Here is a 22642-nt window from a genome sequence, read left to right on the forward strand (position 1 = left end):
AAATGCACAGTCAGGGTTCGACCAATGTGGTATTAGATTGGTATTCAATTGGTCTCTATGTGGAGCTATAGTGGTTATCACCAAGCTCCCAGGGACCACGCCGCCATGGATTCACGATTCGAGCACCTGCACCTCGACGCCTCGCTTGCCACGCCGCTGTACCGCCAGCTGGCCAACGGCCTGGAGGCGGCCATCCGCAGTGGCAGCTGGCGCGCCGGAGAGGCGCTGCCGTCGGAACGCAACCTGGCCGAGGCGTTGGCGGTGTCACGCATCACGGCGCGCAAGGCCCTCGACCAGCTGGAGGAAAGCGGCCTGATCCGACGCGACCGCGGCTCCGGCACCTTTATTCGCCCCAGCATGGATCAGCCGCTGACCCGGCTGGCGAGTTTCAGCGACATGCTGATCCAGCGGGGGTTTTCGCCGCGCTCCGAGTGGCTGAGACGCGAGCGCTGCCAGCCGAGCTCCGAGGAGAATCTGCGCCTGGGATTGTCGAGCAATGCCCAGGTGTCGCGACTCAAGCGTCTGCGTCTGGCCGATGACGTGGTGATGGCGGTGGAGGAGAGCTGCCTGCCGGTCACGGTGCTGCCGGACCCCATGGCGGTCGACGTCTCGCTGTATCAATGGCTCGAGCAGGCTGGTCGCCCCATCGTGCGTGCCCGTCAGCAGGTCACCGCGGTCAATGCCGACGCCGAACTCGCCGGGCTTGCCCAGGTGGCCGAAGGCCAGGCTCTGCTCAAGGTGACGCGGCTGGGCTACCTGGCCGACGACACCCCGGCGGAGCTGACCATCACCTACTGCCGTACCGACTACTACGACTTCACCGTCGAACTCGCCCGCTAGGAGACCGCCATGAGTACCGCTCCCACCCGCCTTGCCGGTAACGTGCTGACCCCCGAGGGCTGGCGCCTGGGTGAGATTCGGCTGGAACAGGGCCGGATCGCCGCCATCGAGGGCTCCCCCGTGGACCCCTCTACCAATGATGCCCCTCGGCTGATACCCGGCTTCGTCGACCTGCACGTGCATGGTGGTGGCGGAGCCGACGCCATGGAGGGGCGCGAGGCCGTCTCGACCCTCGCCCGCACTCACCTGCGGTTTGGCACCACCAGCCTGCTGGCGACCACCATGACCGCGCGCCCGGAAGAGGTGCGTGCGGTGCTGGGCGAGATCTCAGGCTATATGGAAGCCCCGGACCCCGCGGCTTCCCGGGTGCTCGGCGTACACCTCGAAGGGCCCTTCATCAATCCTGGCAAGCTCGGCGCCCAGCCGGCCCACGCCCAGGTCGCCAGCGTCGCCGAAATGGATGAACTGATGGCGTTGGCGCCCATCCTGCTGATCACCCTGGCACCGGAAATCAGCGGGCATGGCGAGGTGATCCGTCACCTCACCGACAAGGGCGTGCGCGTCCAGCTGGGCCATACCCTGGGCAGCTACGAAGAAGGTGTCGAGGCGCTGTCCCACGGCGCCTGCGGCTTTACCCACCTGTTCAACGCCATGACCGCGCTGCACCACCGCAAGCCGGGCATGGTCGGGGCGGCGCTGGCCCACGCCGAGTACGCCGAGATCATTCCCGATCTGCTGCATGTACATCCCGGCGCCATTCGCACCGCGCTGCGCTGCATTCCGCGGCTCTATGCGGTGACCGATTCCACCGCGGCGGCTGGCATGCCCGACGGCGACTACCGCCTGGGCGAGCAGAAGGTGACCAAGTGCCTGGGCGGCGTGCGTCTGGCCGACGGCACCCTGGCCGGCAGCACCCTGACCATGGATCAGGCGCTGCGCAACTTCGTCAGTGTCGGGCTCAGCCTGGCCGAGGCCTCGGATCGGCTGTCGCGCTTTCCCGCGGACTTCCTCGGGCGCCGTGACATCGGTCGCCTGGAGGCCGGGGCCCGCGCCGACATCGTGACCCTCGACCCCGAACTCACCCTTACCTCTGTCCATCTGGACGGTCGTCTTGTCTCTGGAGAACCCCATGTCACTCATGCTTGAAGAGGCGCTGAACGCGCCGGAACGCCTGCGCGGTCAGTTGACGCGTAACCAGACAGTGCTGCGGGAACTGGGTGATCGCCTGCGTGCCGAGCCGCCGACAGGCGCCGTCACCGTGGCCAGGGGCAGCTCTGATCACGCCGCCAGCTATCTCGCCTACCTGTGCATGCAGACTCGCGGCATTCCGGTGGCCTCGCTGCCGCCGTCACTGTCGACCCTGTCGCGTACGCCCTGGCGATTGGCCGGCCAGCTGTCCATCGCCATCTCCCAGTCGGGCCAGAGTCCCGACCTGGTGGCGAGCCAGGAGGCGCTGAAGCAGGGTGGCGCCACCACCATCGCACTGGTCAATACGCCGGAGTCACCACTGGGCCGGGCGAGCGATCTGGAAGTGCCGCTGTTTGCCGGTGAAGAGAAGAGTGTGGCGGCCACCAAGAGCTTCCTGGCGACCCTGTCCGCCGGTGCCCAGCTGATGGCCCACTGGAACGAGAGCGCCATGCTGCTGGGGGCGCTCAATGAGCTGCCCGACCGCCTCACCGACGCCGCCGCCCAGGACTGGAGCCCGGCGGTAGAGGCGCTCAAGGACGCCGATCGGCTGATGGTCATCGGCCGGGGTACCGGGCTTGGCATCGCCCAGGAGGCGGCGCTCAAGTTCAAGGAAACCTGCGCCATTCAGGCAGAGCCCTTCAGTGGCGCCGAGGTCAAGCACGGCCCCATGGCGCTGATCGAGCCAGGCTACCCGGTACTGGTGTTCGCCCCCCCCGGCGCTGAACAGCAGGGCTTGCTGGAGCTGGCCGAGTGGCTCGAGAGCGTGGGTGCCAAGGTGCTGCTGGCCGCCGACGACCGTGTGGCCAAGCGCCATCTGACATTGACCTCGGCGGGTCACGAGGCGCTGGAGCCGCTGTCGGTGATCCAGAGCTTCTATCCGATGGTGGCCCGCCTGGCCGAGGCTCGCGGTATCGATCCAGATCAACCGAGGCACCTGCGCAAGGTGACCTGCACGCTCTAATCACTACGACAATCATACGGAGCCGATCATGACTTCCAGCAATGTCACTCTGGTGGCGCCGGTCAAGGGGGTGGTAGTCCCCCTGGCCGACGTGCCGGACCCGGTCTTTGCCGAGGGTACCCTCGGCCAGGGCATCGCCCTGGATCCCCTGGGCGGTTGCCTGCACGCGCCCTGCGCCGGCGAGGTGATTCAGTGTGCCCGTACCCATCACGCCTTCACCATCAAGAGCGACGAGGGCGTCGAGGTACTGGTTCATCTTGGCCTCGACACCGTCGCCCTCGAAGGCAAGGGCATCGAGCCCTGCGTCAGCCTGGGCCAGCGCATCGAGGTGGGCGAGCCGCTGTGCTACTTCGATGTGGATCAACTGGTATGCGAGGCGGTATCGCTGGTGACGCCACTGGTGGTGCTGGATGCCGGAGGTCGTGAGTGGGTGTCGCTGGACCTGCGTGCCGGCGATATCGTCCAGCGCGGTGATCCGCTGGTGGTGTTGGGCCCCGAAAGGCTTGACGATGATGTCACCGATGAAGAAGGCAGCGATGGCCAGGCGCTGGAGCGCTCTCTGGTACTGGCGATCGAGTCAGGGTTGCACGCCCGGCCGGCGGCACGCCTGCGTGCCATCGCACGTGATCACCAGGTAAGCCTGAGCCTGCTGCGCGACGCTCGCACGGCCAGTTCGGATAGTGTCAGCGCCCTGATGAACCTGGGCCTCGAGTGCGGCGACGACGTGGTCATCAGAGTAAAGGGGCGTCAGGCCGAAGCGGCCCTGGCGGCAGCGATGGCGCTGTTGACCACGCCGGAAGGGCATGGCCCAGGGCAGGCTGAGGCCGCCACATCATCGCCAGCGCCCAGCGTCGATCTGCCCGCCGGACAGCTCGCAGGTCTTGTCGCCAGCGCCGGGATCGCGACCGGTCCGCTGGCGACACTGTCGGTCAAGTTACCCGAGGTGCCGCTGGAAGGGCTGGGGCGCAAGCTGGAAAGCCCGCGTCTGAAAGAGGCGCTCGAGCGCGTCGGGCGTCAACTGGAGGCTGCCCGAGAGCGCGCCGAGCGCAGCGGCCAGACCGCTGAGGCGGAGGTGTTCGAGGCGCACCAGGCGTGGCTTGAAGACCCTGACCTGGTGGCCTCGTCGATCAGCCGCCTGGAAGAGGGACTAAGCCCTGGCCAGGCCTGGCGCGAGGCGCTGGACGCCGAGGCCGATCGGCTGCGGGCCACTGGTAACCCCATCTTGATCGGGCGGATCGCCGACCTGCGTGATCTGCAACGCCAGGTGATGCTGGAATTCAGCGAAGGCGAGGGCAGTGGGTTCGGTGATATCACCCCCGGCGCCATCGTCGTCGCAGAAGATCTGACACCGTCCACCTTTGTCGATCTCTGTGCGCTCAAGCCGGCAGGGATATGCCTGGCCGCTGGTGGCACCACCTCCCACGTGGCCATCATGGCCAGGGCCAGGGGATTGCCGTGCCTGGTCGCCATGGGCGGCGGCCTGATGGAAGCGACCGAGTCGTGTCTGGATCGGGCGGTGGTGCTGGATGCCGACAACGGCCGGCTGGAACTCGAGCCCGACCAGGCGCGTCGCGATCAGGTGGTGGCGGACATCGCCGCCCGCCAGGCGCGTGCCGAGGAAGAACGTGCCGAGGCTCACCTGGAGGTGGTCACCCGGGACAACCGCATGATCGAGGTGGCGGCCAATATTGGCAGCGCCGAGGAAGCCCGCCAGGCCAGCGACTGTGGTGCCGATGGTGTCGGCCTGATGCGCTCGGAATTTCTGTTTCTGGGGCGTGACGCCGCGCCCGAAGAAGACGACCAGCGCCAGGAGTACCAGGCCAGCGTCGATGCGCTGGGGTCCAGGCCAGTGATCATCCGAACCCTGGATATCGGCGCCGACAAGCAGCTGCCGTATCTCACCCTGCCCGCCGTCCCCAATCCGGCGCTGGGCGTGCGCGGCATGCGCCTGTGGCAGACCCAACCGGCTCTGCTGGACACCCAGTTGAGGGCCTTGCTCGGAGTCAAGCCCTTGCGGCATCTGCGCATCATGGTGCCGATGGTCAGCGACGCCAGCGAACTCGAGTGGGTACGCGAACGCATGGAGGCGCTGGCCGCCGAGATGCGGCTGACCGAACTGCCGCTGCTCGGCGCCATGATCGAGGTGCCCAGCGCAGCGCTGTGCTCCGCCGCCATGGCCAAGGTCGCGGACTTCCTGTCGATCGGCACCAATGACCTGACCCAGTATGGCCTGGCCATGGACCGTGAAGATCCTCAGCTGGCGGCCCAGGCCGACGTGCTGCATCCCGGAGTGCTGCGGCTGATTCAGGCCACCCTGTCGGGCACCGCCAACCGCTGTCCGGTGGGGGTGTGTGGCGCCGCAGCGGGGGACGACCTGGCCGGCCCGCTGCTGGTGGCCATGGGCGTGTCGGAATTGTCGGTGGAGCCGTCGCGTATCGCTTCGGTCAAGGCCCGCCTGCGCAGGCTTGATGCCGCCGTGATCGCGCGTGAAATCGACACCCTGCTGGCGATGCCCGATGCGGCCTCGGTGCGCAAGGCTCTGGCACCGCTGGTGGACGCCGCCCTCGACGTCGAACCCACACCCGAGAGGATCCTGACATGACCACCTCCTTTGGTTCACGCCTGATGGCGGCGCTTCAGCTGCTCGGGCGCTCCTTGATGCTGCCGATCGCGGTGCTGCCGGTGGCCGGCCTGCTGCTGCGCCTGGGCCAGCCGGACCTGCTGGACATCGCCTTCGTCGCCAGCGCCGGTCAGGCGATCTTCGCCAACCTGGCGTTGATCTTCGCCATCGGCCTCGCCGTCGGCTTTGCCGACGACAGCAACGGCGCGGCGGGGCTCGCCGGGGTGATCGGCTATCTGGTGCTGGACGCGGTGCTGCAAAGCCTCAACCCCGAGATCGACATGGGGGTGCTGGCCGGCATCATCATGGGTACCGTGGCCGGGCTTCTGTACAACCGCTTCAAGGCGATAAAACTGCCCGACTATCTGGCCTTCTTCGGCGGACGGCGCTTCGTGCCCATCGCCACCGGCCTTGCCGGGGTGGTGCTGGGGATCGCCTTCGGCTGGGGCTGGCCGCCGATCCAGCACGCCATCGACACCCTGGGACACTGGCTGATCGACGCCGGCGCCTTTGGCAAGTTCGTCTATGGTGCGCTCAATCGACTGCTGATCGTCACCGGCCTGCACCACGTGCTCAACAGCTTTGTGTGGTTCGTGTTCGGCAGCTTCGGTGACGCCACCGGTGACCTCAATCGCTTCTTCGCCGGTGACCCGGCGGCGGGTGGTTTCATGGCCGGCTTCTTCCCGGTGATGATGTTCGGTCTGCCGGCGGCGGCACTGGCCATGTACCACACCGCAGACAAGGGCCGTCGCGCCCAGGTCGGCGGGCTCTTGATGTCACTGGCGCTGACCGCCTTCCTGACCGGGGTGACCGAACCGATCGAGTTCACCTTCATGTTCCTGGCGCCGCTGTTGTACGCCTTCCACGCGCTGATGACCGGGCTGAGCATGGCGATCATGCAGTGGCTCGACGTCAAGCTTGGCTTCACCTTCTCGGCCGGGGCCTTCGACTACGCCCTGTCCTACGGTCTGTCCACCAACGGCTGGCTGATGCTGCCGGTGGGGCTGGCGATCGGTAGCGTCTACTACGTGCTGTTCCGGTGGGCGATCGTGCGCTTCGATCTGCCGACGCCAGGGCGTGAGCCGATGGACGAGGGCGCCAAGGTACAGGCCGAGGACCTGGGCGAGCGGGGGCCGGCCTTCGTCACGGCGCTCGGCGGTGCCGCCAACCTCGAGGCCGTCGGTGCCTGCACCACACGCCTGCGGCTGGTGCTCAAGGAGCCGGAGCAGATCGACGAGCCGGCACTCAAGGCGCTGGGCTCGCGTGGCATCATGCGCTTAGGCGGAGGTGGCATCCAGGTCATCCTGGGCCCCATCGCCGACAGCGTGTCCGATGAGATCCGCGCCGCCATGGCCGCCGAGGGCCAGACTCCGCCGGTGGGCGCCGACCCCGCGCCTATCGCCACCGGCGTCCCCAAGGTGGTGAGCGCCAAGAGTCTCAATGACGAGCAGATAGACGCCTGGACCCGAGCGCTGGGTGGCTCGAACAACGTTCGCGCGCTGGAAGCCCGGGCGGCGACCCGTCTGCGCCTGGAGGTCGGCAGCGACGGTGCGCTGGACGAGCAGGCGCTGGCGCAGCTGGGTTGTCACGGCGTGATGCGAGTAGCCGATGGCGTCTGGCACCTGGTGGTGGGCAAGGACGCCGAGGCCCTGGCCGGTGGTCTGCACCAGGCAGGGCTGGCAGCCCGCTGAGTGGCAGCCCGCTGGGTGGCAGGTGGCGAGTGTGATGCGCCCGCCACCTGCGGTCATCTCGCCTTACCGCCAGCGGCGGCACACTTCAGGGTGTGCCGCCGCTGGCGTTCTACGCCTGGCCATCTGGTGTAGACTTCCCCGTTCCCCCTGAAGACCCGGAGTCGCCATGCTGCCTCACCTGATCGTGTCCGACCTCGACGGTACCCTGCTGGGTGCCAACCATGACCTGGCCGAGCTGACCGTCGAGACCCTGCGTCGACTGGCCACCGATGGCCACAGCATCGCCCTGGCCTCGGGCCGTCATCATCGCGACATGATCGGCTTTCGCGATCGCCTGGGGGTGGGCGCCCATATCATCTCCAGCAACGGCGCCTGGACACTGGACCCGAACGACCGCTGCGTGCGGTCGGCGCACCTCGCCCCGGAGCTGGTCGAGGCCCTGATCCAGTTGCCGCGTCATCCCGACGTACGCCTCAACATGTACCGCGACGAGGCCTGGGTGATCGATGATCACGCCCCGGGCCTGCTGTCGCTGCACGAGGCCACTGGCTTTGGCTACCGGGTGGAAGGACCGGGAGAGATGGACGTCCAGGGGGTCGGCAAGGTGCTCTATATCGGTGACCCCAGTCTGCTCGCCGACATCGAAGCCGGCGCCCGGGAGGCGGCAGGCGAGGCGCTTCACATCACCTACTCGATGAGTCATTCGCTGGAGATCATGGCCGCCGGGGTCAACAAGGGCACCGCCGTCTCGGCACTGCTTGACGACCTCGGCATCCCCGCCACCCGTTGCCTGGCCTTCGGCGACAACCTCAATGATCTGGAGATGCTGGCGCTGGCCGGCGAGGCCCAGGTGATGGCCAACGCCCATCCCAGGCTGGCCGAGGACCTGCCCGAGGCCCGCGTGATCGGTCACCACGCCGAGGCAGCGGTGGCCCAGCACCTGCGGCAGCGGTTCGGGCTGGACGGCTGACGGGGCGGCCGAAGCAAAGGCAGCGCGCTACACTGAGGCCACACTTGGGGCAGTGGTGGGGCGGCGGGCTAGGGCTTGTCTGAAAAGTGCCTGCGCTCGGTAATACGGCGTTAAAAATCGGCTGGTGCGCCAGCCCGGTCAAAATGCTCATTTACACCCCGTAAACTGCGCTTTCTCACCGATTTTTGCCTTGTCTAACCTTCGCTCGTCGACTTTTCGGACAGCGCCTAGCGCCGTCATACCGAGGTCTTGCATCCCCTGCAACAGGAGGCAGTGATGAACGGATTTGACCCGATGTTTCTCGATCGCCATGTGCGCGACACCATGGCGTTCTATCATCCGCGGGCGATCGATCCGCACGGCGGTTTCTTCCAGTATTTTCGTGACGATGGCCACATCGTCGACGCCGGACATCGGCACCTGGTCTCGAGTACGCGTTTCGTGGTGACCTATGCTCGCTTTGCTCGCCAGACCGGCAATCCCGAGTATCTGCACTGGGCCCGCCATGGTCTGGCCTATCTCGAAAAGGCCCACTTCCAGACGCGCCACCAGGGCTACGCCTGGACCCTGCGCGATGGAAAGGTCGAAGACCCCACCCATCACTGTTACGGCCTGGCCTTCGTGTTGCTGGCCTACGCCGAGGCCTATCGCGCCGGCATCGATGAAGCCTACGAGGGTATCGGTCGGGTACACGCCATGCTCGACAAGCGCTTCTGGGAACCCCAGTGGCAGCGCTTCGCCGATGAGGCAGATGAGCACTGGAATCTCAGCGACTATCGCGGCCAGAACGCCAACATGCATGGTTGTGAGGCGCTGATCGCCGCCTTCGAGGCCACCGGCGAGACCCCCTATCTGGACCAGGCCATGGCCATCGCCCGCGCGATCACCAAGGCCAGCGATGACCATCCTCATGGCTGGATCTGGGAGCACTACAACCGCCAATGGCAGCGCGACTTCGACTACAACCGCGACGATCCCAAGCACCTGTTCCGTCCCTGGGGCTATCAGGTGGGCCACCAGACCGAATGGGCCAAGCTGCTGGTGCTGCTGGCACGCTATCGCGATGATGCCTGGTTGATCCCCACCGCCGAGCGGTTGTTCTCGAGCGCCTGCGAAGCGGGCTGGGACAGGACCCATGGCGGCCTGGTCTATGGCCTGGATCTCGACGGGCATGTATGTGACGGCGACAAGTACTTCTGGGTCCAGGCGGAGAGCTTCGCCGCGGCCGCCGTGCTCTGGGAGGTCACTGGCAAGGCCAGCTATCGCCGCTGGTACCAGCGGCTGTGGGACTACAGTTGGCAGCACATGATCGACCACCACCATGGCGCCTGGGTGCGTATCCTGACGCCGGACAATCGTCGTTACGACAACCTGAAGAGCCCTGCCGGCAAGGTTGACTACCACACCATGGGCGCCTGTCAGGAAGTCATGGAAGTGCTCGAGCGGCTGGATCGCTAGGCATCTGTCATCGGCGCCGGCCTATGCCATGTCACGGCCGGCGCTCCACACCGTCCTGGGCCGTCAGGCGTCCTTCTTCGGTGCCTCCATGCGCCTGAGCTGGCGCCACAGATCGCGGCGCAGGTCCGCCACTCGGGGGCGCTCGTCAGGGTCGAAGGCCAGCGGGCGCACCAGACGCTGGGTGCGCAGTCCCAGACGTGCCCCCAGCAGCCCCACGCCGAGGCCCTGGGCGGCGCGGGTGGACAGCCGCCCGGCAAGGTCCAGCGACAGCATCTGCATGCTGGCGTCGGCGGCAAGCTCGGTGGCGCCGGCGAAGGCCATCTGATAGAGCACGCTGCGCAGCAGGCGTACCCGGGCGGCGTAGCCCAGCTCCAATCCGTAGAGTCGGCACAGGCGATCGATCATCGCCAGGTGGCGCCAGGCCACCAGCGCCATGTCGACCAGGGTTAGCGGGCTGACCGCCACCATCACGGCGGTTTCTCCGCTCATGCGCGAGATCAGCCGGCGCGCCTCTCGGTCACGGGGGGCGAGCAGATGGTGGGCCACCAGCGCCTGCAGGTCACGGCCGTCATGGTGGTCTTCACGGGCCGCCTCGAAGGCCAGCCAATGGGGATCGTCGTCGCCGAGGGCCAGCTGATGCTTGAGCCGTCTGACCATGGACAGTGCGTCCCTGGGGGAGCGCGACGGCAATTCGGCCAGGGATTCACGCAACTGGTCGTGGCGCTTGAGGCGCCTGAGGCGAAACAGCTCCCGGCTCAGGGCGAGCCCGCCAAGGCCGATGGTGGCAAGTCCCAGCAGTTGCCAGCCGGTGGCGATCAGGTCACCGCCGGCCAGGGTAGCGGGGACCCCGGTCACCAGTTCGGCGCCGCCCAGTCCCACCGCCGCTCCCAGCACTGCGATCAGGCCCCAGCGGCGCTTGCGTGGGCGTCCCAGAGAGCCCTCGAGATCTACCTTGGTATCGGTTTCCGGCGCCTCGGCTGGGGTCAGCGCTCGGCTATCCAGGTGATCGTCGAAGCGCAGGCCCGGACGCGGGTCACTGAAGGTGGTGTTGTCGACGCCGGCAGCGGAGGGCGCATCGTCGTCATCGGCGAAGCGTACCGCAGGGCGCGGGTCGTCACGGCTATCTCGAGTCATGCGAGCTTGTCTCCAATCAGCCAGTCCAGCGCCAGGTCCATGCGAATATGGGGCAGCGCACCGGTGGTCGAGGGCTGAGGGCGGAAGGCGGTGAAATCGAACCCCTGGCGATCCCAGAAGGCTGGGTCAGGCAGGCGGCTGGGCACCTCGCCGGGGAAGGCCAGCAAGGGCTCGCCTTCCAGGGTGACGCCCTTGAGCGCAGGGGATTTCCTGCCCTGGTGGGTGACCTCGCGGGCCTCGGTGGCGCGAATGGCCGCCAGCGACATGGCCTTGACCGGAATATTGGCGTACTTGAGGTTCTTCAGTGGTTCGGCCAGCAGCGCCTCGAGCAGCCCGACCAGGCGGGCATGCTGTTCCGGGGTCACGTGGTCGGCCTTGGTGGCGGCGATGGCGAGGCGGTCGATGCGTGGCGTGAACAGCCGCGAGAACAGGCTGCGCTGGCCGTAGTTGAAGCTCTGCATCAGACGATGGAGCGCCTTGGACAGATCCTCGAAGCGTTCCGGCCCGGCATTCAGTGCCCCCAGCACGTCCACCAGCACGATCTGGCGATCGAAGCGCCGGAAGTGCTCGCGGTAGAACGGCTTGACGATATGTTGCTGGTAGTAGCTGAAACGCCGGGCCAGGGTACGGTAGACGCTGGTCTCGGGCAGCCGTTCGAGCTCGTCGGGCGATGCCTGCTCCAGCCCCGGCAGGGGGAAGAACTGCAGCACCGGGGCGCCGGACAGCTCCCCCGGCAGCAGAAAACGGCCGGGCTGAAGGTCGGAGAAGCCGGCCTCCCTGGCGGCGCGCAGGCCTTCGGCGTAGCGCTCGCTGATCTCCGCCAGGCGGGCCTCGTCGGCCTCGTCGTCGAGCCGAAGTTCACGCACCGCGCTTTCCCAGTCGGCCAGCATGGCGCGCCTTGCTGGCCCCGCCGCGTCCCACTGGGCGAGGCTCCAGCTCAGGAAGTCGTGGTCCAGCAGCGGCAGGTCGAGCAGCCACTCGCCAGGATAATCGAACAGGTCCAGGGTCAACTCGGCGGTATCGGGTCGCAACCACTGCTGGCGACCAGGGCGATAGCGAATCTTCAGGCGTAACTCGCTGATGCCACGGGTGGGCTGGGGCCACTCGGGAGGCGTGCTCTCGAGGCTGGCGCGGGCTCGGTCGAAGGGAAACCTGGGGACCGCGAGATCCTGCTGGGAAACCCGCTGGGCGCCCAGCAGGCGCCCCTCGCGGCTGGCCGAGAGCAGGTCGAGCCGCGCCTCGAGCCCGGCGTGACGCAACTGGTCCACCAGGGAGGTCAAGAATGCCGTCTTGCCGGCCCGAGATAGCCCGGTCACCGCCAGACGCAACTGGCGGTCTCGGCCGCGCTCGATCAGGTCCATCAGATCACGGGTCAGGTCCGTTGGCATTGCCACTCCGTCGGTGAAAGTTATTCCTTAATCTGGGGGCGACCGGCGTCAAAGGCAAGACGCTGCGCCGCGATCAGTATCAGCGGCAGGGCAGCCATCGGCAACAGCCACAGATTGAGCGTCTGCCAGCCAAGCCACTGGATCAGCGGGCCGGCCGCCAGGGCGGTGATCGCCGCAGTGGAAAACACCAGGAACTCATTGGCGGCCTGAACACGGGCCTTTTCTGCGGGCAGGTGACACTCGGTCAGAAGGCCAGTGGCCGGCAGAAAGGTAAAGTTCCAGCCCAGTCCCAGCAGGATCAAGGTGACATTGAAGCCCGCCAGGCTGGAGGGTGCCAGGGCGCTGAGGGCACTGGCGCAAAGCAGCACACAACCCAGCGCGATCATGCGTGTCGTGCCGAACCGCTGGGTCAGTTGGCCGGTGAAGAACGAGGGCGCGAACATCGCCAGCACATGCCACTGAATCGTCATCGAGACGTGGTGAAAGGCGTGGCCATCGGAGGCCATGGCCAGGGGGGTAGCGGTCATGGCCAGGTTCATCACGCCGTAGCCGATCATGGCGGCGAGTACCGCAAGCCAAAGCTTGGGCTGTGCCAGCAGCTCCCCGAGCGGACGTCTCTTGCCATGACGGGTGCTCGGGTCCAGCGGGGGCAAAGGTACCACCAGCAACAGGGCCAGAGCGATGAGGTAGAGCGCTCCCAGGCCGACAAAGCTTCCGAGAAAGGGCGTCGTGACAGCATCCTGACTGATACGTGCAAGCCAGGGGCCAAAGAAGGCGGCCAGCACACCACCGCCCATGACCAGACCGATAGCCCTGTCCCTGGCGCCGCTCGGGGCCAGCTCGATCGCCGCGAAGCGATAGAGCTGACCGAAGCCGATGCCCACGCCGATTGCCATGGTCGCCACGGTGAAGGCGGCGAAGTGATTGGCCAGCAACGCCAGGTAGGCGGCTACCGTGCCGGCGAAGCCGATCAGGTTGCCGATCACGAAGCCTCGCTTGCGCCCCAATCGGCCCATGATCAAGGAGGCCGGCAGGGTGGCGAGCATCAACCCCAGCCACTGAGTCGCCACCGGCAGGGTGGACAGCCAGGGCGAGGGCGCCAGGCTCTGGCCGATCAGCGGCGAGACGGCGATCAACAGAATGTTGCCGCTCACCAGCAGCGCCTGACACAGCGACAGCAGAAGCACACCGCCGGGGAGGCGGGATGAAGTCACAGGGGGCATGGCGGAGTCTCCGGTAACGAAGGTCGTGGATAAAAAAGACTGAGGCGGTGACTCAGCGATGGTTCGCTGAATCGGCGCCGAAGCGCGCGCGGTAGATCGACGGCGAAACGCCATAGTGGCGATGGAACTGGCGTCTCAATTGTTCGCTGGTGCCCAGGCGCCAGCGTGAAGCGAGGCGTTCCAGCGAGGTTTCGCCACGCACCAGCTCGCGCCGAGCCGCCTCCAGGCGCAGTCCGGTGAGATACTCGCCGGGACTGGTGTCCAGGTGGTGGCGAAACAGCCGGGTCAGGTGGCGTGGGGTGATCTTCAGGCTGTCGGCCATGCTCTCCAGGTCGAAGGCGCCGCCGGGGTCGGCGTGCAGTCGATCGATCAAGGGGCGCAGGCGGGGGCCGCAACGATGCTGGCGAGACAGCAGTTCGCTGAACTGGGACTGGCCGCCGGGGCGATGGAGGAACATCACCAGTTCGCGGGCCACCGCTGCGGCGGCTTCTGCGCCCAGATCACTCTCGACCAGCGACAGTGCCAGGTCGATGCCGGCGGTGACCCCGGCGCTGGTGTAGCGCCCGCCGTCATGGACGTAGAGCGCATCGGCCTGGACCCTTACCTGCGGAAAGTCGTCGGCAAGCTGTCGACAGTGGCGCCAGTGGGTGGTGGCGCTGCGTCCGTCGAGCAGGCCCGCATCGGCCAGCAGGAAGGCGCCGGTGCAGACGGCGCCCAGGCGCCCGAGGTGCGGCGCCACCCGCGTCAGTCGTTCGCGCCAGCGCTGTTGCTGGCACTGGACGAAGACGCCGTGGCCTCCGGCGATGAGCAGGGTGGTCAGGTCGCGGCCGTTGCCGCCAGCATCGGGGGGCTTGTCGAGTTCGCTCTCCCACCCTTCCCAGTCAAGATCCGGCAGGAGTCGCAGACCGCCGTTGGTGACCAGTTCGCTCGCACTTCGGCCGATCAGACGTAGCCGGTAGGCAGGCTTGCCCAGCACGTCGTTGGCGCTGGCGAAGACCTGCCAGGGGCCGCTGACGTCGAGCATCTGACAGTCGGGGTAGGCCAGCAGGGCGACGTCTCGAGTCGTGGTCACGATGGGGGCTCCAGAGAAGGGGGGGCGCACCTGACAACGGCGCGACAGCGAATCTCTGGAGTCTGGGGGAGGTCAGGAATGTCGGCAAGGACCAATACCCCACCGATATGGACATACGGTGTCCACAACGACGACGCCCCGCCTTGACAGGGCGGGGCGTCGCGGTCAGAGCAGACCGTGGTGACGGTCAGGTTCTGGTCCGTCGGAGATCGGGAGCATCAGCCGGCAAAGGCCAGGTAGATGGCGATGACCAGGATCACCAGCACGATGCCCGCCGGCACGGCGCCCTTCCAGGGCGTCAGGTCGACGGCGCCCACGTCCTCCTGCTTCCAGGCCTCAGCGCGCGGGCGCAGCTTGCCGATCACCAGCATCAATGCCACCAGCAGCACGAACACCAGGGCGACGAAGTGGAACTCGTGCATGATCACCGGCAGCTTGTTGAAGGGCGGGATGAAGTAGCCACAGAAGATGGCCAGACAGCCACCCACCAGGGCGATCTTGGCCGCCATGGGGGGCACCCGCCGGGTCAGCAGGCCGACCACCACCACCGCCAGGATGGGGATGAAGTAGATGGCGTTCATCTTCTGCAGATAACCGAACAGGCTTTCCTGGCCGGCCAGCAGTGGCGCGATGATCATCGCGGAGATGGCCATGATCCAGCCGAACACCTGGCTCGACTTGACCACCTGAGCCTCGGTGGCGTCCTTCTTCAGGACCGCCTTGTAGAGGCCCAGACTGAACAGGGTGGTGGTGGAGTTCAGCGCCGAGTTGAAGGAAGACAGGATGGCGCCGACCATCACCGCGGCGAAGAAGCCGGTGAGTGGCGCCGGCAGCACGTTGAACACCAGGTGGCCGTAGGCCGCGTCAGCCTTGACGCCCTGATCGGCGTACAGGTGGTAGGCGATGATGCCCGGCAGGACCAGGTACAGGGGCCCCAGCAGCTTGAAGAAGCCGGTCAGCAGCACGCCCTTCTGGCCCTCGGCCAGGTTCTTGGCGGCGAAGGTCCGCTGGATGATCTGCTGGTTGGTGGTCCAGTAGAAGACGTTGATCAGGAAGACGCCGGTGAACAGGGTGAAGAAGGGGACGCTCTGCTCGCTGCCACCGATGGAGTTCATCTTGTCGGGGTTGGATTCCTTGAGGATCTCCCAGCCGGCGAGCACACCGCCATTGTCGCTGACCGCCTGAAGGCCGAAGTAGACGATCACGAAGCCACCGATCAACAGGCCGACGCCATTGAGGGTATCCGACACGGCAACGGTGCGCAGGCCCCCGAACAGGGCATAGATGGAGCCGATGATGCCGACGATCCACACCGTCAGCCACAGCAGGGTGGTGCTGGATTCGATGCCGGTGAGCCCGGACAGGTCGAGCATGCCCTGCAGGCCGATGGCGCCGGAGTAGAGGATGATCGGCAGCAGTACCACCGCGTAGGCGATCAGGAAGATCACGTTGGTGATCAGTTGGGTGCCCTTGTCGAAGCGAATCTCGAGCAGCTGGGGCAGGGTGGCGATGCCGCTTTTCAGAAAGCGCGGCAGGAAGAACAGCGCCAGCGCCACCAGCGCCATGACCGCCACCACCTCCCAGGCCATCACGCTGAGGCCATCGGTGAAGGCGGAGCCGTTGAGGCCGACCATCTGCTCGGTGGACAGGTTGGTCATCAACAGCGAGCCGGCGATCAGCGGGAAGGTCAGGCTGCGTCCCGCCAGGAAGAAGCCGCTGGTGCTTGAATGGTCGTCACGGCGGGTGATGCGCCAGGTGATGAAGGCGACCAGTCCTGTAAAGAACAGGAAGGACGCGAAGGTGAGTAGGGGCATGGTGTCATCCTTGCGGTCGTTGTCCGGTGCGGCGTGGTCGTGAGCCACCTCCCAAAGGGGGCATGGCGATTACCGCACTTGGGTCGATGTCCGTGCCGAGCGCCAGCTGGCAGGCCAGTGGCGCCGACACCCAGGAAGTATCTTTGCAGCGCTTGCGTCATCCTGCCCGCTGCAGTGCATCTTTTGGCGCTGAAGCAGCGCGGGTTCGCGCAGTGTCGCATTGACGTCAAGTCGGTGGAAATTCCGAAAGTCTTCGTCTTTTTCCAGAAAGACGTCGAACTTAAAGGATTAAGTTAACCGACGGTTGCGTATTCCAACTACGTGATCGCAAGTCTAATCGGCTCGCCGTGGCGAGCCATACGTCTTTTGTCGCAGCGGGTCAGTTTGGCGGAGCTGCTGAAATCGGCACAGGCTCGATGATGCCGAACAGTTGCAGCAGTGTCGGCGTTGCCGCGATGATAAAGCCGCACAGGGCCAGTGCACGACCGGGCCATCGGCGCTGCGGGTGGCGTGCCAGGTGAAGGCCGAGCAGGCAGACCAGCAAGCCCGTGAGATGAAACACCACGGCGAGCGATCGAAGCAGTTCAAACGAGGTCATGGGCTGTCCCTGGGCATCCTGTGGCAGAGGGGCGACGTGGCGGAATCCGCGAGCGAAAGGGCGCGGCCGCCTGGGTCACAAGCGAGCGAAGGGGAGTCTGCCATGACCGACAGGGTGGTGCGAGCCGACGAAGTGATCGAGTTCTGGTTTCAGACGCTGACACCAAAACAGTGGTTTGCCAAGGATGATGCGCTGGATGGCCGTATCCGCCATGACTTCGGTGCGACCCTGGCGGCGGCGGCCGCCGGCGAGACCTGGCAGTGGCGTACCTCGGCCCGCGGGCGGCTGGCGGAAATCCTGGTGCTCGATCAGTTCTCTCGCAACATCTACCGCGGCGAGCCGCGAGCCTTCGCCTGTGACGGTCAGGCCCTGGTACTGGCCCAGGAGGCGGTGTCCCAGCGCGCAGATCGGGTGCTCGATCCTCCCTGGCGAGCCTTCCTGTACATGCCCTATATGCACAGCGAGTCGTTGCGTGTGCACGACGAGGCGCTGCGTCTGTTCGACCAACCGGGACTCGAGCACAACCTGCACCACGAACATCGCCACCGCGAGGTACTGGTGCGTTTTGGTCGTTATCCTCAGCGCAATGAGGCGCTGGGACGAGCGTCCACCGCCGAGGAGCTGGCCTTTCTTGCCCAGCCCGGCAACCGATTCTAGTCGCGACGAAGGGGCTGTCATCGGCGCTGACCCAGCGTCACCGGACGGCATTCGTGCTGTCGCGTCTCACATTACGTGACATATCCCTACTTTCGTATGCATTGATGTAATGGTATAGCTGTGAGCGGTGAAGATCGTCCGCGGGCGATCGACGCGGCACCTCGCGCCCTGGTCAAGGGATTTGGTCGAAGGAGCGAGGGTGAATGATTCGCAAGTTTCCATTCAGTGACGAAAGGAGAACGCAATGAGCTTTATCGCGTGGTTGATCATCGGTGGTCTGGCGGGCTGGATCGCGGGCAACATCATGCGTGGCGGCGGCTTCGGCCTGCTCGGCAACATCGGCGTCGGCGTGGTAGGTGCCCTGATTGGCGGCCTGCTGTTCAGCCTGGTGGGGCTGTCCAGCGGCGGCTTTATCGGTTCACTGGTCACAGCGGTGGTGGGTGCCGTGGTGCTGCTGTGGGGTGTGGGCAAGCTACGCGGTTAGCGCGCTCTGATCAGCGACCGAATGGCGGCGACTCGCCGTCATCGCAAGGGGCCCGGTGCACTGCACCGGGCCCTTGTCGTAGGTGGCCCCTGCCAGGGGCCTGATGCACCGCTCAGCCGGCGCGCTGGGCCGGGTCCGGCAGGGTCGGGAAGCGCGGCGGATGTGCCTCGAGAAAGGCGTGGCAGGCGCGCAGTACCCGGGCGTCGTCGAACTTGCCGCCGGCCAGCTGGAAACCCACCGGCAGGCCACGGTCGGTGAAACCGCAGGGTACCGAGGCGGCCGGCTGCTGGCTCAGGTTGAAGGGGTAGGAGAATGGCGCCCACTCCTCCCAGTCGCGCATCTGGCTACCCGGCGGCACCTGGTGGTTGATCTCGAAGGGGCTGATCGGCACCGAGGGCGTCATCAGCAGGTGGTAGTCCTGGTTGAACTGCTCAAGACGCATGGTCAGCTCGGCTCGGGCCGCCTGGGCGCGAAACAGCTCCACGGCCTTCCACTCTTCTGCACGCAGGGCGTTCTCGTAGAGGCCGGGGTCCAGCTTGGCGCGTTCGCTGTCGCTGAGCTGCGAGACCATCTCCAGCGAGGCGGTGAACCACAGCCGCTGAAAGATCCATAGCGGCGAGGGCAGCTCTGGATCCACCTCGCAGATCTCCGCGCCCAGATCGCGCATGCGATCCGCCGCTTCTCTGACCCGTGTGGCGACCTGAGGGTCCACCTCGGCGAAGCCCAGATCGGTGGAAAAGGCGATGCGCAGTCCCTCGAGCCCCTTGCCGATATCCTGGCCCCAGTCCTCCGGCTGGCCCCGGGTGGCGTAGGGATCGACATAGTCGTAGCGGCCAATGACATTGAGCATCGCCACGGCGTCGTCGACGCTGCGGGCGATGGGTCCGATATGGGACAGCGTCGGTTCTTCCGCCGGCGGCCACTGGGGCGTCCAGCCGAAGGTCGGCTTGAAGCCGAACACCCCGCAGAAGGCGGCGGGAATGCGGATCGAGCCGCCGGAGTCGCCGCCCTGGTGCAACACCCCCATGTTGAGGGCCGCTGCGGCGGCAGCACCGCCGGACGAACCTCCTGCGGTCAGGCGGGTATCCCAGGGGTTGCAGGTGGCGCCGAACACCCGATTGTCGGTGACCGCCTTCCAGCCGTCTTCCGGCGTGTTGGTCTTGCCCAGCAGGATGGCGCCGGCCTCTCTCAGGCGTTTCGCCGGTGGCGCGTCGGCATCGCAGGGCTCGCTTGAACCCAGCAGCGAGCCGTTGGACGTCGGCATGCCGGCCACGTTGGTCAGATCCTTGAGCGAGACCGGAACACCGTCGATCGGACTCAGCGGCTTGCCCCGGCCCCAGCGACGTGCCGACGCCTTGGCCGCCTTTTCGGCACCCTCGGCGTCGACGTAGGTGTAGGCATTGACGGCGTCGTTGAAGCGCTCGATGCGCGCAAGCGCCGCCCGTGTAGCTTCCAGGGGGGAGGCGTCGCCGCTGCGATAGTGCTCCGTCAGCGCGGCAACGCCCAGAATGCCCAGTTCGTCCTCTTGCATGGTCGGGTCCCTCGCGTCCATGGATGGACCCTTACCCTAGCTTGATTCGGCATAGTGTTGCCAACCCCCACAAACGATGACGCCACCGGCGGGACCGGTGGCGTCATCGGCTGACGGCTCAGGCCGTCAAGGCTTCACGATCAGGCGGTGGCGGCGGCTTCGCTGCCGACCAGGGCCTTGAGGTTCTGCTCGACGATGTCCAGGCCTTCCTCGAGTACCTTGTCCTCGATGGTGACCGGCATCAAGAAGCGGATGGTGTTGCCGAACATGCCGCAGGACAGCAGGATCAGGCCCTGCTCCCGGGCACGCTTGCACAGGGCGGCGGCGAGATCCGGAGCCGGCTGACCGTCCTTGCCGTTGAGTTCGAAGGCGGCCATGGAACCCAGGTTGCGCGGGTGGACCACGGCGTCGAAGTCGCTCGCCCACTGGGCAAAACGCTTGGCCAGCTTGTCGCCCAGCGCCTGGCTCTTGGCCAGGATGTCCTCTTCCTCGAACACCTCCATCACCGCCAGGGTCGCGGCGCAGGACACCGGGCTGCCGGAGTAGGTGCCGCCCAGCGAGTTGCCGCCGGAGGCGTCCATGTGCTCGGCGGTGCCGACCACGGCGGAGATCGGCATGCCTGCGGCCATGCTCTTGGCCATGGTCATCAGGTCCGGCTTCACGCCGCTGTGTTCGATGGCGAACATCTTGCCGGTACGACCGAAGCCGCTCTGGACCTCGTCGACGATCATCAGGATGCCGTGTTCGTCACAGATCTCGCGGATCTTCTCGAGGAAGCTCTGCGGCGCGGGGTAGAAGCCGCCTTCACCCAGTACCGGCTCGAGCACGATGGCGGCGGTATCCTTGGGGTTGGCGTCGGTCTTCAGCACCATCTTGAGGCGACGCACCGCCTCTTCCTCGCTGATGCCGTGCTCGGCCACCGGGTAGCCGGCGCGGAACACACAACCCGGCATGGTGCCGAAGTCGCTGGCGTAGGGGGCAACCTTGCCGTTCATCGCCATGGTCATGAAGGTACGGCCGTGGTAGCCGCCGTCGAAGCAGATGACGTTGTTGCGACCGGTGGCGGCGCGGGCGATCTTGACCGCGTTTTCCAGCGCCTCGGCGCCGGAGTTGGCCAGCATCACCTTGGCCTCACCGCGCACCGGGGTGATCGCAGCAAGCTTTTCGGCGACCTTCACGTAGCCCTCGTAGGGCATCACGGTCTGGCAGGTGTGCATCACCTTGTCGAGCTGGTCCTTGACCGCCTGCACCACCTTGGGGTGGCAGTGACCGATGTTGAGCACGCCGATACCGCCGGCGAAGTCGATGAAGCGGTTGCCATCGGCATCCCACAGTTCAGCGTTCTTGGCGCGATCGGCGAAGGCGGTGGCGGGGCTGGCCGCGCCCTTGGCGACGTACTTGTCTTTGAGTTCGTTCAGCTGAGCGTTATTCATGTCGTGACTCCTTTGAGGGCACTGAATGTATAGGGTAGACGCTAGGTCCGGGACACGCAGGGCGTGCCCCGGGGAGACGGGGCTGGCCCTTAGAGGCCGCCGACACAGGCGTACTTCAGCTCTGTGTACTCATCGAGGCCATGGCGTGAACCTTCGCGACCGAGACCCGATTCCTTGACGCCGCCGAAGGGGGCGAGCTCGGTAGAGAGGATGCCCTCATTGATGGCGACCATGCCGTACTCGAGTTGTTCCATGGTGCGCCAGATACGGCGATAGTCGGTGGCATAGAAGTAGGCGGCCAGACCGAATTCGGTGTCGTTGGCCATGGCGATGGCTTCGTCGTCGCTGGAGAAGCGGAACACCGGGGCCAGCGGCCCGAAGGTCTCTTCCCGGGCGACACGCATGTCGGTGGTCACGTCGGCCAGTACCGTGGGCTGGAAGAAGGTGCCCTCCAGGGCCTCACCGCCGGCGACCAGGCGGGCACCGTTGTCGAGGGCGTCAGCGATGTGCGACTGCACCTTGTCCACCGCTGCCGAGTTGATCAGGGGACCCTGAACCACACCGTCCTCGAGGCCGTTGCCGACCTTCAGCTCGCCCACGCGCTTGGCCAGCTTCTCGACAAAGGCATCGTAGACGCCGTCCTGAACCAGGAAGCGGTTGGTGCATACGCAGGTCTGGCCGGAGTTGCGGTACTTGGAGGCGATGGCACCCTCGACGGCGGCGTCCAGGTCGGCGTCATCGAAGACGATAAAGGGCGCGTTGCCGCCAAGCTCCATGGAGGCCTTCTTCACGGTGTCGGCGCACTGGGCCAGCAGGATCTTGCCCACCGGGGTGGAGCCGGTGAAGGACACCTTGCGTACTCGGGCATCGCCGGTCAGTACCGGGCCGACTTCGCGCGGGGAGCTCGAGGTCACCACGTTGAGCACGCCGGCGGGGATGCCCACGTCTTCAGCGAGCTTGGCCAGCGCCAGGGCGGTCAGCGGGGTGGCCTCGGCCGGCTTGACCACCACGGTGCAGCCGGCGGCCATGGCCGGGGCGCACTTGCGGGTGATCATCGCCAGCGGGAAGTTCCAGGGGGTGATGGCGGCGACCACACCGACCGGCTCGCGGAACACCAGGATACGCTTGTCGGGTCCGTGGCCCGGCAGGGTCTCGCCAGCCACACGCTTGGCTTCCTCGGCGTAGAACTCGACGAAGGCAGCGCCGTAGGCGACCTCGCCACGGGACTCGGCCAGCGGCTTGCCCTGTTCACGGGTCATCAGTTCGGCCAGGGCTTCCTGGTGGTCCATGATGCTGTTGAACCAGGCGCGCAGCAGGGCCGAGCGCTCCTTGGCGGTCTTGCGCTTCCAGCCGGCCCAGGCCGCATCGGCGGCACCGATGGCTTCGCGGACTTCCTCGGCGTTCAAGTCCGGCACCTCGGCCAGGGTCTCGCCGGTGGCGGGATTGGTGACGCTGAAGTGGCGATCGGCGTCACGCCACTGGCCGCCGATGTACGCCTTGTCGATGATCAGGTCCTGAACGTGGGACATGCGGGAGCTCCGGAAAGGGTCAGAGAAGAGGGGTGTTATGTCATGATTGAC

18 protein-coding genes are annotated in these 22642 nt (G+C 66.3%); 9 read left to right on the forward strand and 9 right to left on the reverse strand.

All coding sequences use genetic code 11. The features are described from left to right. The first annotated feature begins 105 nt into the window (after window positions 1-105). The 7 genes from C6W88_RS22000 to C6W88_RS16315 all read left to right on the forward strand — a co-directional run bounded on the left by C6W88_RS22000 (window position 106) and on the right by C6W88_RS16315 (window position 9728). Window positions 106-840 carry a GntR family transcriptional regulator gene (locus tag C6W88_RS22000; protein WP_108133240.1) on the forward strand — a complete coding sequence of 245 codons (735 nt, stop codon included), beginning with the start codon at window positions 106-108 and terminating at the stop codon, window positions 838-840. 9 nt (window positions 841-849) lie between these two features. Then, window positions 850-1986: an N-acetylglucosamine-6-phosphate deacetylase gene (gene nagA / locus C6W88_RS16290; RefSeq protein WP_045992940.1), complete on the forward strand. Its 1137-nt coding sequence runs from the start codon at window positions 850-852 to the stop codon at window positions 1984-1986. After that, entirely contained in the window at window positions 1970-2989 is a 1020-nt protein-coding gene (locus C6W88_RS16295) for an SIS domain-containing protein (protein ID WP_108133241.1), read from the forward strand. The genes nagA and C6W88_RS16295 overlap by 17 nt, the downstream gene beginning before the upstream one ends. A gap of 28 nt (window positions 2990-3017) precedes the next feature. Then, the gene (gene ptsP, locus C6W88_RS16300; RefSeq protein WP_108133242.1) at window positions 3018-5591 is read left to right on the forward strand and encodes a phosphoenolpyruvate--protein phosphotransferase; all 2574 of its coding nucleotides are present in this window, start codon (window positions 3018-3020) and stop codon (window positions 5589-5591) included. Next, on the forward strand, window positions 5588-7300 hold the full coding sequence (gene nagE, locus C6W88_RS16305; protein WP_108133243.1) for an N-acetylglucosamine-specific PTS transporter subunit IIBC: 1713 nt from the start codon (window positions 5588-5590) through the stop codon (window positions 7298-7300). The genes ptsP and nagE overlap by 4 nt, the downstream gene beginning before the upstream one ends. Window positions 7301-7466: 166 nt before the next feature. Beyond that, on the forward strand, window positions 7467-8270 hold the full coding sequence (locus C6W88_RS16310) for a Cof-type HAD-IIB family hydrolase (protein ID WP_108133244.1): 804 nt from the start codon (window positions 7467-7469) through the stop codon (window positions 8268-8270). A 276-nt stretch (window positions 8271-8546) separates the two neighbouring features. Next, window positions 8547-9728 (forward strand): AGE family epimerase/isomerase, encoded by a 1182-nt coding sequence (locus C6W88_RS16315; RefSeq protein WP_108133245.1) that lies wholly within the window; start codon window positions 8547-8549, stop codon window positions 9726-9728. A gap of 63 nt (window positions 9729-9791) precedes the next feature. Here C6W88_RS16315 and C6W88_RS16320 read toward each other — a convergent pair whose 3' ends face one another. The 6 genes from C6W88_RS16320 to C6W88_RS16345 form a co-directional block, all read right to left on the reverse strand. Further along, window positions 9792-10862, reverse strand: a complete 1071-nt coding sequence (locus tag C6W88_RS16320; protein ID WP_052704360.1) for a YcjF family protein — start codon at window positions 10860-10862, stop codon at window positions 9792-9794. Next, window positions 10859-12250 carry a YcjX family GTP-binding protein gene (locus C6W88_RS16325; protein WP_108133246.1) on the reverse strand — a complete coding sequence of 464 codons (1392 nt, stop codon included), beginning with the start codon at window positions 12248-12250 and terminating at the stop codon, window positions 10859-10861. Before C6W88_RS16325 ends, C6W88_RS16320 begins: the two co-directional genes overlap by 4 nt. A 20-nt stretch (window positions 12251-12270) precedes the next feature. Beyond that, complete coding sequence (locus C6W88_RS16330) at window positions 12271-13473, reverse strand: MFS transporter (protein WP_108133247.1); 1203 nt, start codon at window positions 13471-13473, stop codon at window positions 12271-12273. Between the two features lie 52 nt (window positions 13474-13525). Next, window positions 13526-14545 (reverse strand): GlxA family transcriptional regulator, encoded by a 1020-nt coding sequence (locus tag C6W88_RS16335; protein ID WP_231498678.1) that lies wholly within the window; start codon window positions 14543-14545, stop codon window positions 13526-13528. A 218-nt stretch (window positions 14546-14763) separates the two neighbouring features. After that, window positions 14764-16359, reverse strand: coding sequence for a solute:sodium symporter family transporter (locus C6W88_RS16340; RefSeq protein ID WP_108133248.1), 1596 nt, complete (start codon window positions 16357-16359; stop codon window positions 14764-14766). A gap of 379 nt (window positions 16360-16738) precedes the next feature. Beyond that, window positions 16739-16957, reverse strand: coding sequence for a hypothetical protein (locus C6W88_RS16345; protein WP_045992932.1), 219 nt, complete (start codon window positions 16955-16957; stop codon window positions 16739-16741). Between the two features lie 102 nt (window positions 16958-17059). Here C6W88_RS16345 and C6W88_RS16350 point away from each other — a divergent pair, with 102 nt between their 5' ends. Beyond that, a complete protein-coding gene (locus C6W88_RS16350) occupies window positions 17060-17614 on the forward strand; it encodes a DUF924 family protein (protein WP_108133249.1) in 555 nt (184 codons plus the stop codon). 244 nt (window positions 17615-17858) lie between these two features. After that, window positions 17859-18098 carry a GlsB/YeaQ/YmgE family stress response membrane protein gene (locus C6W88_RS16355; RefSeq protein ID WP_045992930.1) on the forward strand — a complete coding sequence of 80 codons (240 nt, stop codon included), beginning with the start codon at window positions 17859-17861 and terminating at the stop codon, window positions 18096-18098. Window positions 18099-18210: 112 nt separating this feature from the next. Here the strand turns inward: C6W88_RS16355 and C6W88_RS16360 are convergent, their stop codons facing one another. The 3 genes from C6W88_RS16360 to C6W88_RS16370 form a co-directional block, all read right to left on the reverse strand. Beyond that, window positions 18211-19629: an amidase gene (locus C6W88_RS16360; RefSeq protein WP_108133250.1), complete on the reverse strand. Its 1419-nt coding sequence runs from the start codon at window positions 19627-19629 to the stop codon at window positions 18211-18213. Window positions 19630-19769: 140 nt separating this feature from the next. Continuing rightward, entirely contained in the window at window positions 19770-21062 is a 1293-nt protein-coding gene (gabT, locus tag C6W88_RS16365; RefSeq protein WP_108133251.1) for a 4-aminobutyrate--2-oxoglutarate transaminase, read from the reverse strand. 89 nt (window positions 21063-21151) lie between these two features. Next, window positions 21152-22591, reverse strand: coding sequence for an NAD-dependent succinate-semialdehyde dehydrogenase (locus C6W88_RS16370; RefSeq protein ID WP_045992927.1), 1440 nt, complete (start codon window positions 22589-22591; stop codon window positions 21152-21154). Window positions 22592-22642: the final 51 nt, after the last annotated feature.

Source organism: Halomonas litopenaei (genome assembly GCF_003045775.1).
In the GTDB taxonomy this organism is placed as follows: Bacteria; Pseudomonadota; Gammaproteobacteria; order Pseudomonadales; family Halomonadaceae; genus Halomonas; species Halomonas litopenaei.

Excerpts from the sequence above, each read along its gene's own strand:
- C6W88_RS22000 (WP_108133240.1), top strand. The coding sequence starts at position 106 with ATGGATTCACGATTCGAGCACCTGCACCTCGACGCCTCGCTTGCCACG.
- nagA (WP_045992940.1), top strand. The coding sequence starts at position 850 with ATGAGTACCGCTCCCACCCGCCTTGCCGGTAACGTGCTGACCCCCGAG.
- C6W88_RS16295 (WP_108133241.1), top strand. The coding sequence starts at position 1,970 with ATGTCACTCATGCTTGAAGAGGCGCTGAACGCGCCGGAACGCCTGCGC.
- ptsP (WP_108133242.1), top strand. The coding sequence starts at position 3,018 with ATGACTTCCAGCAATGTCACTCTGGTGGCGCCGGTCAAGGGGGTGGTA.
- nagE (WP_108133243.1), top strand. The coding sequence starts at position 5,588 with ATGACCACCTCCTTTGGTTCACGCCTGATGGCGGCGCTTCAGCTGCTC.
- C6W88_RS16310 (WP_108133244.1), top strand. The coding sequence starts at position 7,467 with ATGCTGCCTCACCTGATCGTGTCCGACCTCGACGGTACCCTGCTGGGT.
- C6W88_RS16315 (WP_108133245.1), top strand. The coding sequence starts at position 8,547 with ATGAACGGATTTGACCCGATGTTTCTCGATCGCCATGTGCGCGACACC.
- C6W88_RS16320 (WP_052704360.1), bottom strand. The coding sequence starts at position 10,862 with ATGACTCGAGATAGCCGTGACGACCCGCGCCCTGCGGTACGCTTCGCC.
- C6W88_RS16325 (WP_108133246.1), bottom strand. The coding sequence starts at position 12,250 with ATGCCAACGGACCTGACCCGTGATCTGATGGACCTGATCGAGCGCGGC.
- C6W88_RS16330 (WP_108133247.1), bottom strand. The coding sequence starts at position 13,473 with ATGCCCCCTGTGACTTCATCCCGCCTCCCCGGCGGTGTGCTTCTGCTG.
- C6W88_RS16340 (WP_108133248.1), bottom strand. The coding sequence starts at position 16,359 with ATGCCCCTACTCACCTTCGCGTCCTTCCTGTTCTTTACAGGACTGGTC.
- C6W88_RS16345 (WP_045992932.1), bottom strand. The coding sequence starts at position 16,957 with ATGACCTCGTTTGAACTGCTTCGATCGCTCGCCGTGGTGTTTCATCTC.
- C6W88_RS16350 (WP_108133249.1), top strand. The coding sequence starts at position 17,060 with ATGACCGACAGGGTGGTGCGAGCCGACGAAGTGATCGAGTTCTGGTTT.
- C6W88_RS16355 (WP_045992930.1), top strand. The coding sequence starts at position 17,859 with ATGAGCTTTATCGCGTGGTTGATCATCGGTGGTCTGGCGGGCTGGATC.
- C6W88_RS16360 (WP_108133250.1), bottom strand. The coding sequence starts at position 19,629 with ATGCAAGAGGACGAACTGGGCATTCTGGGCGTTGCCGCGCTGACGGAG.
- gabT (WP_108133251.1), bottom strand. The coding sequence starts at position 21,062 with ATGAATAACGCTCAGCTGAACGAACTCAAAGACAAGTACGTCGCCAAG.
- C6W88_RS16370 (WP_045992927.1), bottom strand. The coding sequence starts at position 22,591 with ATGTCCCACGTTCAGGACCTGATCATCGACAAGGCGTACATCGGCGGC.